The 12,679-nt window shown below is 65.1% G+C and carries 10 protein-coding genes; 7 read left to right on the forward strand and 3 right to left on the reverse strand.

Translation table 11 applies throughout. The features are described from left to right. From ACNFCH_RS20450 to ACNFCH_RS20460, 3 genes are all read left to right on the forward strand, one after another. The coding region (locus tag ACNFCH_RS20450; protein ID WP_416743009.1) for an IS3 family transposase at positions 1-79 on the forward strand (79 nt) is incomplete at its 5' end. 218 nt (positions 80-297) lie between these two features. Further along, positions 298-1,698, forward strand: coding sequence for an aspartate aminotransferase family protein (locus ACNFCH_RS20455; protein WP_416743517.1), 1,401 nt, complete (start codon positions 298-300; stop codon positions 1,696-1,698). A gap of 126 nt (positions 1,699-1,824) precedes the next feature. After that, the gene (locus ACNFCH_RS20460; protein ID WP_416743519.1) at positions 1,825-3,447 is read left to right on the forward strand and encodes a twin-arginine translocation signal domain-containing protein; all 1,623 of its coding nucleotides are present in this window, start codon (positions 1,825-1,827) and stop codon (positions 3,445-3,447) included. A gap of 37 nt (positions 3,448-3,484) precedes the next feature. Here the strand turns inward: ACNFCH_RS20460 and ACNFCH_RS20465 are convergent, their stop codons facing one another. Genes ACNFCH_RS20465 through ACNFCH_RS20475 form a run of 3 tightly spaced genes read right to left on the reverse strand, consistent with a single transcriptional unit; the run spans position 3,485 to position 8,038 of the window. After that, a complete protein-coding gene (locus ACNFCH_RS20465) occupies positions 3,485-4,891 on the reverse strand; it encodes an efflux transporter outer membrane subunit (RefSeq protein ID WP_416743521.1) in 1,407 nt (468 codons plus the stop codon). Between the two features lie 3 nt (positions 4,892-4,894). Beyond that, complete coding sequence (locus ACNFCH_RS20470; RefSeq protein ID WP_416743523.1) at positions 4,895-6,859, reverse strand: MacB family efflux pump subunit; 1,965 nt, start codon at positions 6,857-6,859, stop codon at positions 4,895-4,897. Continuing rightward, the gene (locus ACNFCH_RS20475) at positions 6,860-8,038 is read right to left on the reverse strand and encodes an efflux RND transporter periplasmic adaptor subunit (RefSeq protein WP_416743525.1); all 1,179 of its coding nucleotides are present in this window, start codon (positions 8,036-8,038) and stop codon (positions 6,860-6,862) included. A gap of 215 nt (positions 8,039-8,253) precedes the next feature. Between ACNFCH_RS20475 and ACNFCH_RS20480 the strand changes: the two genes are divergently transcribed. The 4 genes from ACNFCH_RS20480 (at position 8,254) to ACNFCH_RS20495 (ending at position 12,615) form a co-directional block, all read left to right on the forward strand. Then, the gene (locus ACNFCH_RS20480) at positions 8,254-8,730 is read left to right on the forward strand and encodes a sigma-70 family RNA polymerase sigma factor (RefSeq protein ID WP_337157019.1); all 477 of its coding nucleotides are present in this window, start codon (positions 8,254-8,256) and stop codon (positions 8,728-8,730) included. A 210-nt stretch (positions 8,731-8,940) separates the two neighbouring features. Beyond that, positions 8,941-9,423, forward strand: a complete 483-nt coding sequence (locus ACNFCH_RS20485) for a histidine kinase (protein ID WP_337157018.1) — start codon at positions 8,941-8,943, stop codon at positions 9,421-9,423. 66 nt (positions 9,424-9,489) lie between these two features. Continuing rightward, entirely contained in the window at positions 9,490-10,806 is a 1,317-nt protein-coding gene (locus tag ACNFCH_RS20490) for an MFS transporter (RefSeq protein ID WP_337157017.1), read from the forward strand. A 144-nt stretch (positions 10,807-10,950) separates the two neighbouring features. Continuing rightward, positions 10,951-12,615: a hypothetical protein gene (locus ACNFCH_RS20495; protein ID WP_416743528.1), complete on the forward strand. Its 1,665-nt coding sequence runs from the start codon at positions 10,951-10,953 to the stop codon at positions 12,613-12,615. Positions 12,616-12,679 lie beyond the last annotated feature (64 nt).

A 12,679-nucleotide genomic window follows, 5' to 3' on the forward strand; every position in this document is an offset into this window, starting at 1 on the left:
CTACTACAACCATGCCCGCATCAAACCGAAGCTCAATGGCCTGAGTCCTGTCGCATACAGGACTCAGGTTGCTGGCTAGAATTGTCCAACTTTTGGGGGGCAGTCCAGGTTTTCCGCTGCTCTCAATGCCGCCGCTGGACCTGTGGGGTTTGCCTGCGAAGAGGGCGCCTGCTGAAAAACCTGCCTGACGGCTAAATCCTCGCCTCGCTGAAGCGTTTCCCAAGCGATACCACCCGACACCTCCCTCCACTTACGGGGCGTGGCGGGGCTCATTCGCTTGTTCGCGAGGATTTCCCGATGTCGATCGTCTCCAGCCTTGCCCACGTCCCGCCGAGCCGCGCGCCACAGGCGTTGTACACGTTCGAGGATTCGCCCCTGCTGTTGCGCCAACGGCAGCAGGAGTCCAACGCGCGCAGCTACCCGCGGCGCATTCCCCTGGCGCTCAAGCGCGCCCGTGGCATCCATGTCGAGGACGTCGAAGGGCGTCAGTTCATCGACTGCCTGGCCGGTGCCGGCACCCTGGCCCTGGGCCACAATCACCCGGTGGTGATCGAGGCTATCCAGCGTGTGCTGGCCGACGAGCTGCCCCTGCACACCCTGGACCTGACCACACCGGTCAAGGACCGCTTCGTCCAGGACCTGTTCAGTGTGCTGCCCGAGGCCTTGCGCCGGGAGGCCAAGGTCCAGTTCTGTGGGCCGACCGGCACGGATGCGGTGGAGGCCGCGCTGAAACTGGTACGCACTGCCACGGGGCGTAGCACCGTGCTGGCCTTCCAGGGCGCCTACCATGGCATGTCCCAGGGCGCGCTGAGCCTGATGGGTAGCCTGGGGCCGAAAAAGCCGTTGGGCGCGCTGCTCGACCACGGCGTGCAGTTCCTGCCGTATCCCTACGACTACCGGTGCCCGTTCGGCCTGGGTGGCGAGGCGGGCGTGCGGGCCAACCTGCATTACCTGGAGAACCTGCTGTGCGACCCCGAAGCGGGTGTGGCGTTGCCGGCGGCGGTGATCGTCGAAGTGGTCCAGGGCGAGGGCGGCGTGATTGCGGCTGATATCCAGTGGTTGCGCGGCCTGCGCCGCATTACCGAACAGGCAGGGGTAGCGCTGATCGTCGACGAGATCCAGAGTGGCTTCGCCCGCACCGGGCGGATGTTCGCCTTCGAGCATGCCGGCATCGTGCCGGACGTGGTGACCTTGTCCAAGGCCATTGGCGGCAGCCTGCCCCTGGCGGTGGTGGTCTATCGCGACTGGTTGGACACCTGGAAGCCCGGCGCCCATGCCGGCACCTTCCGCGGCAACCAGATGGCCATGGCGGCAGGTTCCGCGGTGATGGGGTATCTGGTCGAACAGGGGCTGGCCGAACATGCCGAGGCCATGGGCCAGCGCTTGCGCGGCCATTTGCTGCGTCTGCAGCGCGACTGTCCGCACCTGGGGGACGTCCGAGGCCGTGGCTTGATGCTCGGGGTCGAACTGGTGGACCCGGACGGTGCCGTCGATGCCCTGGGCCATGCACCTGCCAACGGCACCCTGGCGCCGAACGTTCAGCGCGAATGCCTCAGGCGCGGGTTGATCCTGGAGCTCGGCGGACGCCATGGCGCGGTGGTGCGCTTCCTGCCGCCTTTGATCATCACGGCTGAGCAGATCGACGACGTGGCTGATCGGTTTGCCCAGGCTGTGCAGGCGGCAGTTTGCGCAGGTTGATCACAAGCCTTGGTGGGCTGCGGCGAAGCAGCCCACGGGGCTCTCACCCGGCAGTAAATTTCCCGACCCAGGTTACGTCCTAGCTTGGACAGAGCCCGCAGTGTGGCTGGAACGGATAGAAGCGCAATGGGCATTTCCCGACGAGGATTCATCGCAGGCCTGGCCGTGGCAGGGGCAACCGGTACGGCGGCGTATTACGCACACAAGACCCTGACCCACGACCCTGAGGACGACATCGTCACCCCAGGGGAGGCCAGCGTCGAATTGGCCGACTACCCCGGGCAGGTACTGGCCGATCACCTGCGCGGGATCTGGGACGTGCGCTTCGAAGGTGTCGAGTCGGGTCTTGAGGGGCTGCCGGTGCAAGGCGTCGAGCTGTTTCTCGATGTCGCCACCAAGGGCCGTGGCTTGCGCGGTTTCGTCGATACCGGCGAACGACTGCGTGGCGACGGGGTGGCCCATTACCGGGTGTTGGGCGACCTGGTCGGGGCCTCCTCGGCGCAGGTGCGCTGGCGGTTGCTGAACCAGCAGGGCGGGCCGAGCTACGAATGCATTGCCAGTCTCGACGAGGTCTGGGGCGATTTCGCCAATGCCGGTACCGGCACCCTGAGCGGGCGCCTGCAGCGGCTGGATCGACCACTGAACCTGCCGTTGGCCGACAGCCGCTTTGTCGCGCTCAAGCGGCGTTTCCCCGAGGCGCGCGAGCGCATCGGCTACACCCCGCAGATGCAGGCCTGGGTGCTCAGCGCCGAGCACCGTTTGTTCCATCAGCTGTGGCACGCCACCCGGGACAAATGGCATGACCTGTCCGAGCAGCAGCGCGGCGCCTTGCGCGGCCTGGGCTGGCAGCCGGGCCCAAGGGATCGTGAGCGCGACGCCCGTGGCCCGCGCAAGCACCGCAACGGCTCGGGGATCGATTTTCTGTTCATGCACCGGCACATGTTGCAGGCCGCGCGTCAACTGCAGGACTTGCCGTCCTGGACGCACTTCCCCTTGCCGCAGCCGAGCGTCGAGCGAGACCGGGCAGGCTTTGCCCGTTACCACGAGAACCACGATGGCTGCTGTGTGCCGCCCAGTTGGCAGGCGCCGGACGATGAGCCCTATGGCCAATGGGTATCGGCGATCAAGGCCGGCGAGACGTTCTGCAGCAACTTCCAGGTCTGGGAGTCGCAGTACCAGGACCCGCGGTACCTTGCAAAACTGAGCCTGGGCGCGCTGGGCTCGGAAATGGAAATGACCCTGCACGATTGGCTGCACATGTGCTGGGCTTCGGTACCGCGCGATCCGCTCAATGGTGCACCGGTGCCTTTCGCACGCGATCCGGCGGACTTCGCCGCGCGTTGGTTCGGGCCGGACAACGACTTTCTTGGCGACCCGTTTTCCTCCCATGTGAACCCGGTGTTCTGGGGGTTCCATGGCTGGATCGACGACCGGATCGAGGACTGGTACCGCGCCCAGGAGCGCTACCACCCAGGCCAGGTGAGGCGTGTGCAGGTCAACGGCGTGGACTGGTTCGCGCCAGGGCGCTGGGTGGAGGTCGATGACCCCTGGCTGGGGCCGGACACCCATGGCTGTAGCACGGTTCCTGGCACGCGTCCGGGCAAGTCGGTGGAGATGGACGTCGAGACCATGAAGCTGGCGCTGCGCATCACCTTTGGCGAGGATGATGCGATCGGCGACTTGGTGCGGCGGGTGCCACGTCGACCATGGTATGCGCGGCATCTGTCGCTGAAGAACATTGTGTCCTGATCGATGTCCAGGGGCCGCTTTGCGGCCCCGATGCCGTTCAGCGCGAGGGCACCTGCCAGCCACCCCCCAATGCCTTGTACAACGCCACGCTGCCCTGTAGCCGAGCCAGGCGCAATTGCGCCTGCTGGTCCTGGGCTTCATACAGGGTGCGCTGGGTCTGCAGCACGCTGAGCAGGGTCTCGGCCCCTGCGGCATAACGCTGTTGGGCCAGGTCGAACGCGATGCGCGCCTGGCGCACTTCCTCGTCCTGCCACTGGCGTTGATTGTCCACGCCGCGAATGGCGTTGAGCGCTTTTTCCACGTCGGCGAAGCTCGCCAGGATGCTCGCCCGGTAGTTTTCCAGCAGTTCTTGCTGCTCGGCCGTGGCCAGGTCGCGGGCCGCGCGCAGGCGGCCGTTGTTGAAGACCGGCGCGATCAGCCCGCTGGTGAGGGTGTAATAGGGGCTGTCCAGGATCTGGGCGAAGGTGCGTGCGCCACTGCCCAGGTCGGCGCCGAGGGTCAGCTTGGGCAGCAGCGCGGCCCGGGCGACTTGTACATTGGCGCTGGCTGCCGCCAGGCGTGCCTCGGCAGCGGCGATGTCGGGGCGTCGGCCGAGCAGGTCGCTGGGCACACCGCTGCCGATGTGTGGCCATTGCAGGGCGCCGAGGGTGTCGCGGCTGGCGGGCAGGCGCTGGACCGGCTCGCCCAGCAGGGTGGCCAAGGTGACGCGGCTATCCTGCCATTGCTGCTCGAGCAGCGGCACCTGGCGTTCCTGGGCGGCCACCAGGCTGCGCTGCTGGGCCAGCTCCAGACGCGTGGCTGAGCCTGATCGTTCCCGCGCTTGCACCAGCGTCAGCACATCACGGGCGTTGCTCAAGTTCAGACGGGCAATGCGCAGCTGTTCCTCCAATGCCAGGCCTTGGAGGTAACTGTCGGCCACCGCGCTGGTCAAGGTCAGCTCGACCGTCTGGCGGTCGAAACGGCTGGCGTCCAGGCCATGCAAGGCGCTGTCGCGGGCAGCGCGCAGGCCACCCCAGAAATCGATTTCGTAGCTGGCGCTCAGACGAGTGCCGAACGAGGTGCTGGTGCGTTCGCTGCTGCTGGCATCGAGTTGGTCATTGCCATCGCCGCGCAGCAGGCGCTGGCGGCTGCCATCCAGGCCGAACTGCACCTCGGGCAACAAAGGCGCACCCGCGATCACTGCGCGGGCCTGGGCCTGGCGTACCCGTGCGGTGGCGGCGGCGAGGTCATGGCTGTTGGCCAGGGCTCGTTCGATCAAATGGTCCAGCTCAGGGCTGGCGAAGGCCTTCCACCAGATAGCGTCGGGCAGCGGCCGGGCACCGTCGTCGCGCTGGGCGTGCCAGGCCGCCGGGGCGGCGATATCGGCATCCGGTGCGGGCGGTGTGCTGCAGGCGGCGAGGGCGAGGCTCAGGGTCAACAGGCTGATGCGGCTGGGCAGGGTCATGAGTTATACGCTGGTAAGGGCTTTGACCGGATCGAGGCGAGCGGCCTTGCGGGCCGGCATGAAGCCGAACACCACACCGGTGACGACGGCGCAGGCGAACGCGCCGAGAATGGCAGGCAAGGCGAACGCCACGGCGACGCCCGCGAGCATCAGGCTAGCGCCGATGCACAGGGCAAGGACGATGCCTGTCACGCCGCCGACCATCGACAGCATCACCGCTTCGCTGAGGAACTGGCGCAGGATGTCGCGCTGACGGGCCCCTGTGGCCATGCGGATGCCAATCTCGCGGGTGCGTTCGCGCACGGTCATGAGCATGATGTTCATCACGCCGATGCCGCCGACCAGCAAGGAGATGGCGGCAATGGCACCGAGCATCAGCGACAGGCTGTTCTGGGTGCGTGCCTCGGCCTGGATCAAGGCGGCGTCGTTGGTCAGTTCGAAGTCATGCTTGCCTTGGTGACGTTGACGCAGCAGATGGTCGATAGCCGCTTCGGTGTCATGCACGCGTGAGGAATCGAGGGCGGCGATGGTGACGTATTCGGGGTCGTAACGGCCGAACAGGCGGATGGCGGCGGCGGAGTAGGGCACCACGATGCGCTCGTCGCTGTCCTGGTCGCCCGAACTGGCACCCTTGCCGGCCAGGATGCCGATGACCTGGAACGGCACGTTGCCGATCAACAGGTACTGGCCCAGCGGGTCGCGCTGGTTGTCGAGCATCTTCTCTTTCACCTTTTGGCCGATCACCGCCACGGCGGCGCCACTGGCTTCGTCTGCTTCGCTGAAAAAGCTGCCCTCGACTACCGGCCAGTTGAAGATCTCAGGGAACCAGGTGTTGTTGCCGCCGACATAGAACTGCTGGCTGTTGTTGCCGTAACGCACCATCAGCTCTTCGCCGATGACCGGCATGATGCGTTTGACCTGGGGCAGCTCGGCGATCGCTGCGACATCGTCCAGGGTGATGAGGCCCGCCGGTTCTCGCAGGGTCGCCGCCTTGCCGGAAAGGTAGAGGATGTTCGAGCCGAACGCGGCCATCTGCGCCATGACCTGACGTTTGCTGCCTTCACCGACTGCCAGCATCACCACCACCGAGGCAACACCGATGACGATGCCGAGCAAGGTCAGGGCAGTGCGAAAGCGGTTGATCCACATGACCCGCCAGGCCGCCTGCAGGGCTTCGAACAGCTCGCCTTTCCAGGCGCCGCGCAAGGTGGCGCCGCGGTCCAGGCGCTGGCGCAGCTCGTCGGCTTGCAGGCCTTGGTGGCTCTCGGTTGCGGGGGCCTCGTCGGCCGAGTCGCTGATCATCAGCCCGTCGCGGATCTCGATGACCCGGTGTGCGCGTGCGGCCACTTCGCGGTCGTGGGTGATCAGGATGATCACATGGCCTTGGTGGGCGAGTTCGTCCAGCAAGGCCATGACTTCGGCGCCGCTGTGGCTGTCCAGTGCGCCCGTGGGCTCGTCGGCGAGGATGATGTGCCCGCCGTTCATCAAGGCCCGGGCGATCGATACCCGCTGCTGCTGGCCCCCGGACAACTGGTTTGGGCGGTTGCCGGTGCGGCTGGCAAGCCCCAGGCGTTCGAGCAGGGCGTGGGCCCTGACGTGGCGTTCGGCGGCAGGGGTGCCGGCGTAGATGGCCGGCATTTCGACGTTCTCCTGGGCGGAGCCCGAGGGGATCAGGTGATAGCCCTGGAACACGAAGCCAAAGGCCTCGCGGCGCAGCCAGGCCAGCTCGTCGCTGTCCAGGTCGGCGACGTCTTTGCCGGCAAAACGATAACGGCCGGCGCTTGGGCGATCGAGGCAGCCGAGGATGTTCATCAGCGTCGACTTGCCCGAGCCCGAGGCACCGACGATGGCGACGAACTCGCCAGGGTGGATGCTCAGGCTGATGCCGCGCAGCACCTCGACTTTGGGTGTGTCGATGCCGCCGTAGGCCTTGCGGATGTCGGTGAGTTCGATCAGGGGCGCAGACATTCAACCTCCGCTGGCGGACGGGGCACCGATGACCAGGCGCTCGCCCTCGCTCAGACCGTCGAGGATCTGCACGCGCAGGCGGTCGCTCAGGCCGGTGCGGACCTGACGCTGCTCGATCTTGCCTTCGCGATTGAGCACCTGGGCCAGGCGCAGGCCGTCGCCGTCGGTGTCGTCCAGCGCCGCCAGGGGCGCGGTGAGCACTTGCTTGGCCTGGCCGGCGACGAAGAACACCTGGGTGGTCATTTCGGCCATCAGGGCGCCATCGGGGTTATCGACGTCCAGCAGCACGGTGTACTGCACCACCTTGTTGCCGGTGGTGCCGGTGCTGGCGCTGGCCGGGCTGCCGCCACCCTGGCTGGCCTGATCCAGTGGCTTGGGCGGGATCGGCAGGATCTGGCGCACGCGGCTGCTCCAGCGGCGCTTGCCGCCGGCCAGGGTGGTGAAATAGGCGCTCATGCCGGGCTGGACCTTGCCGATGTCGGCTTCCGATACCTGGGCCCAGACGGTCATCGGCGAGAGCTTGGCGATACGCAGGATCAACGGCGTCTGTTGCTGGGCGTTGAGGGTCTGGCCCTCCCGGGCATCCACGGCGACCACGGTGCCGCTCATGGGCGCGTAGATGCGCGTGTAGCCCAGTTCGGCCTCGTCGCTGCGCAGGCTGGCCTGGGCCTGGCGGATCTGCGCCTGGTACATGTCGATGCGGGCCTGGGTCACTTTGAGTTGGGCCTGGGCCGTTTGCAGGTCTTCCTCTCGGGTGGCACCGGCGGCGGCCAGGTCGCGTTGGCGTGCATGTTGCTGGGCGGCCAGCCGGTACTGGGCGCGTTGCTCGGCCAGCTGGGCCTTGAGGTTTTCGATCGAGTAGCGGCCGGCGTCGAGCTTGGCTTGTTGGGTGGACGGGTCGATCTCCACCAGCAGTTGGCCCTGGCGCACGGGGTCGCCTACCTCAACGTGCAGGGTGCGGATCTGCCCGGAGGCCTGGGCGCCCACATCGACATAACGCCTGGGCTGCAAGGTGCCCAGGGCGGTGACGCTGCTTTCGATATCGCCCCGCACGACCTCGACGGTGCTGACCGGCAGCGCGCCGAAGGGCAGGGTCTTCCAGGCCAGCAAGGCGCCCAGACCGAGCAGGCCCAGGCCACCGAGCAGGATACGACGGCGGGTGTTGGTTAAGCGTTTCATGCAGGCTTCCGGCCAGGAGTGATGGCCACGCGCGGCTAATCGTGGGGCGCAAGGCGGTCACAGTTAGACGAAGCCTGGGTGTCGGAATTTAAGCGCAGAAGGTGAAGAGGCGGGCTGTTGCTGAGAATAATTATAATTTGTAATATATCGCATTGATATCACTTCGTCCCGTGTTCCAATTGCAAGTGTCGAGCAAGGAAATGCCAGGTACCGTCGTGGAACATTACTATCGTGAGCTGGTGAGTTTCCTTTCCGCGCGCCTGGGCAACCGCCAGGCGGCAGAGGACGTCGCCCATGATGCCTACCTGAGAGTGCTGGAGCGCACCGACGCTCAGCGTATCGAACACCCGCGCGCCTTTTTGTACCGCACCGCACTGAACCTGGTGGTCGATCGCCATCGGCGCCATCAGGTGCGCCAGGCCGAGCCGCTGGAGGTGCTGGACACCGACGAGCGCTGGCATGGGCCTGGATTGTCCCAGAGCATGCAGATGGACCAGCGCCTGGAATTGATGCAGCGCGCGCTGGATGAACTGAACAAGCCCTGCCGGGACAGCTTCCTGCTGCGCAAGCTCGAAGGGCTTTCCCACCAGCAGATCGCCGAGCGTTTGGGGATCTCCCGCAGCCTGGTGGAAAAGCACATTGTCAATGCGATGAAACACTGCCGCATGCGCATGCGCGAGTGGGAATCCTGACCATTGCGACACGGCGCTGAAACACCCGTATCAGCCGCGTTACACCCTTGATGGGAAATGAAAATTCCCCATGCTGGCGACTTGATTTCTCCTGGTTTCCCGACAACTATCAAGGAAAGTCCCCGGCCAGGCCCCGTCGTGGCGGTTGCCTGTACTGGCGCAGTAGGGGCAGGGCGTATCCCCTCAACCCTCGTTGCCCAGGTGCAGACGATGGCAAACAAGACCCTGCGCATCCTCATTGCCGACGAGCATCCGTGCCAGCGTTTGCAGCTGGAGAAAATGCTCAATGGCCTGGGCTATTACCGCATCGCCCCGGTGGAGAGCTTCGAAGACCTGCAGCGCCTGGTGCAGAGTGCGCTGCAGCCGTTCAACCTGTTGATCGGCAATATCGAGCTGGCCAGCCACGCCGGTGTCGACCTGGCGCGCTTCTGCCGGGTCAGCACCCAGATCCAGCATGCCTTGCTCTACCACTCCCAGCACCTTAAGGTGCCTGCGGTGCCTCAGGCCCAGCGCCAGGCGGTGAACATCAGCCTGCCGCGCGTACCGGACGACGAGGCCCTGCAATCGTTCATGGCGATCATCGACCTACCGCTGGTGATCGGGCAGTTGCCTCTGCCGGCGAGCCTGGTGGGCAAGAGCGGCCCGATCCGGCGCATGAACTACGGCCACACGGTGTTCAGCCGCTCAAGCTGAGTCGGGTGGGGCAAGGGGGGGGCATTTGCTATCCTCTTGCCCTTTGCCGATCTGCGGAACCTTGCCATGACTGCCATCGATACCGCCCGTGCGCCCCGGTTCAGCCGCGGCGATCACCGGACCCTGGGCTTGGCGGCGTTGGGCGGCGCGTTGGAAATCTACGATTTCATCATCTTCGTGTTCTTCGCCCTGACCCTCAGCCAATTGTTCTTCCCGCCCGAGATGCCCGAGTGGTTGCGCCTGCTGCAGAGCTTCGGGATTTTTGTCACGGGCTACCTGGCCAGACCCCTGGGCGGCATCCTGATGGCGCACTTCGCCGACCATCTGGGACGCAAGCGGGTGTTCAGCCTGAGCATCCTGATGATGGCCTTGCCGTGCCTGCTGATCGGCGTGATGCCGACCTATGCCGATATCGGCTATGCCGCGCCGCTGATCCTGCTGGCGTTGCGCATCCTTCAAGGCGCTGCGGTGGGCGGCGAGGTGCCGAGCGCCTGGACCTTCGTTGCCGAACACGCCCCAGCGGGCCGACGCGGTTATGCCCTGGGCTTTCTGCAGGCCGGGCTGACCTTCGGCTATCTGCTGGGTGCCCTGACCGCGACCTTGCTGGCGCAGGTCTACAGCCCGCAGGAAATCCTCGACTACGCCTGGCGTTATCCCTTCCTGTTGGGCGGTGTGTTTGGTGTCATCGGCGTCTGGTTGCGCCGTTGGCTGAGTGAAACGCCGGTATTCCTGGCCCTGCGCGAGCGCCAGGAGCAGCCGGTGGCGTTTCCACTGCGCAGTGTGCTGGGTGAGCATCGCCACGCGCTGATTCCAGCGGCGCTGCTGACCTGCGTGCTGACCTCGGCGGTGGTGGTGCTGGTCGTGATCACGCCGACCGTGATGCAGCAGCGCTTCGGCATTGCCGCGGGGCATACCTTCGCCCTGAGCAGCGTGGGCATCGTCTTTCTCAACATCGGTTGCGTATTGGCTGGCCTGCTGGTCGACCGCATCGGTGCCTGGCGTGCGTTGATGATCTACAGCCTGCTGCTGCCCTTGGGCATCGGGGCGTTGTATGCAAGCCTGGTGGGGCAGTTGGGCTGGACCTGGTTGGCCTATGCTCTGGCGGGCTTGTCCTGTGGCGTGGTGGGGGTGGTGCCGTCGGTGATGGTCGGGTTGTTTCCGGCGCAGATCCGGGTTTCGGGTATTTCCTTTACCTACAACATCGCCTACGCCCTATGGGCCAGCACCACGCCGTTGGCGTTGATCGCATTGATGCCTTGGAGCCCCTGGGTATGCGTAGGGTTCTGCATGGTCATGGGGCTTGTCGGCTTCATGACGGCGGTGTACTTCCGCCATCGTAGGCCCGTGTGTGCGACGCAGTGCTCGGTCTCCTCGCCACTTTAGCGAAGCAGCCCGCGTCCTACAGAGCGCGGGCTGGGGTTCACACTATAGAGAGGGAACAGCGCTGACTGCCGCTGGTGCTCCACATCCGTAGATTGCTCGGTCCTTGATTCAAGTGCCCGCATCTAACGGATTTGGAGACAATCGATGTACGGTTTCAACGTGAAATGGCAGACGCGCGAGCAACTGCCGGAAATCCCACAGGACATGCTGTTTTCGGGTGTGTCGCGCGACGCGCCAGCGGCTGATTCCGGTCATGCCCCAGTGATGAGTACGCCCGTTATCAACTGGGGGAGCAGCAAAGCCTGCGTCTTCGATGACCGGGTACATCATGAGCAGGCCTGGCTGGTGGTCTATGGGGATGGCCAGCGGCTCACTGGGGCCCACCTTCTGCAAGGGTTTCGGCATATCGCCGACATCCAGGAAGCGGCCAGTGGCGTTGCACTGCGTCTGATCGATGCCAGTGGCCGTGAGGTGGAAGTTTCGCACCTACAGCTCGATTCGCTGGATGGCAAGGAAGGCCGCGAGTCCGAAATCGAGGGGCTGCCGGTGGGCCTCCCATTCTGTCTGGGCCATGACCACGCGCTGCTGATGGCCGATGACAAAGGCGTGCGCATTGATTCGGGGCCGGAGACCCTGGCCATGCAATGGCTGTTCAAGGACGGGAAACTGACCAGTGTCGCCACCGGTCAGGTGCTTGGTCTGGGCATACGTTGTCTGCCTGCCACCCAGGGGAGCGAAAGATGGCATCTCTCGCCCCAGGGGGCGCTTACGTTTGGCGATCGAGCGCAGGCGCTGTGTGCGGAGTCGGTGCACGGCGAGGTCTGGCTGGGGCCTCAGGACGAGCGTTCGCCATCCGCGCGCTGGCAGGTGAGGCGACCGCGTAACAAGGCGTCGGGCATGTTGGTCGAGACACTCGCCCTGCATGTCCAGGTTTGCGACGAGTACAGTGCCGGGACTGCTGACAGCGTCTACTTCTCGATCAACGGCAGTCGTCACCAGCAGTTTCTGGCCAGGAATTTCGAACGAGGCTCGGCGCTGGTCGCCGAGGTGGACGTGGCGGGCATGTTCCAGGGGCGCACGATCTTTGCCGATGAACTTGTCAGCGTGGAGCTGTATCAGGTGAGCAGCGACGGCTATGGCCCGGCATGGCGGATGAGTTCGCTGGATCTGGTTGTCAATGCCCACATGCGCAACCGTGTGCTCGGATCCGACAGCCCATGGCTGTTGCCAGCCTCAGGCGCAAACTGGACGGGCAAGATCAATTGGTTGGATTGGCGCGAGGAGGGCGGGCAGACACCGCTGGACTTCGCCGGATACACCTATCCGGTCAACTGGCGACCGCTGCTGTCCGATTGGCTGAATTGGCGTTCCTACGAGCCCGAAACGCTCGATGGCGTCTGCCAGCTGATTGGCGAGTACCAAGGCAGGCTTCTGGCCTACGATCTCAAAGACAAGAAACCGGTCTATCTTGAGCCCAATACCGAGATCGACTCCTACACGTGGGTCTACACCCCGCAGGGAAGCATCATCGTCAGGCGTTGGGACAAGACTGCATCCCGCAGCAGCTATATCCGCCATAGCCAACTCGGCTCCGGCAACCCGGTCGTCTGTGCCGGAGAGCTCACCATCGCACGCGTGGTGTCCCACATGGCCGTGCAGGACCTGCTGGGGATGATCAACGACGCGTCCGGGCATTATTTGCCCGATGGTGGCGCCTGTCTGGCACATGTGCGTGAGCGACTCGCTCAGCTTGGGCTGGATACGAGCGGCACGCAGATTCGTTACAGGACGGTAGCCCCCGCGGCGTGATCGTTTGCAACCTAAATATGAAAAAGCCCCCAAGGCCAGGCCTTGGGGGCTTTTTCATGAACGG

Origin of the sequence: Pseudomonas sp. NY15354 (genome assembly GCF_048068075.1) — a bacterium.
Lineage (GTDB): Bacteria > Pseudomonadota > Gammaproteobacteria > Pseudomonadales > Pseudomonadaceae > Aquipseudomonas > Aquipseudomonas guariconensis_C.

Coding starts and splice junctions, on each gene's coding strand:
- ACNFCH_RS20455 (WP_416743517.1), top strand. CDS start 298: ATGTCGATCGTCTCCAGCCTTGCCCACGTCCCGCCGAGCCGCGCGCCA.
- ACNFCH_RS20460 (WP_416743519.1), top strand. CDS start 1,825: ATGGGCATTTCCCGACGAGGATTCATCGCAGGCCTGGCCGTGGCAGGG.
- ACNFCH_RS20465 (WP_416743521.1), bottom strand. CDS start 4,891: ATGACCCTGCCCAGCCGCATCAGCCTGTTGACCCTGAGCCTCGCCCTC.
- ACNFCH_RS20470 (WP_416743523.1), bottom strand. CDS start 6,859: ATGTCTGCGCCCCTGATCGAACTCACCGACATCCGCAAGGCCTACGGC.
- ACNFCH_RS20475 (WP_416743525.1), bottom strand. CDS start 8,038: ATGAAACGCTTAACCAACACCCGCCGTCGTATCCTGCTCGGTGGCCTG.
- ACNFCH_RS20485 (WP_337157018.1), top strand. CDS start 8,941: ATGGCAAACAAGACCCTGCGCATCCTCATTGCCGACGAGCATCCGTGC.
- ACNFCH_RS20490 (WP_337157017.1), top strand. CDS start 9,490: ATGACTGCCATCGATACCGCCCGTGCGCCCCGGTTCAGCCGCGGCGAT.
- ACNFCH_RS20495 (WP_416743528.1), top strand. CDS start 10,951: ATGTACGGTTTCAACGTGAAATGGCAGACGCGCGAGCAACTGCCGGAA.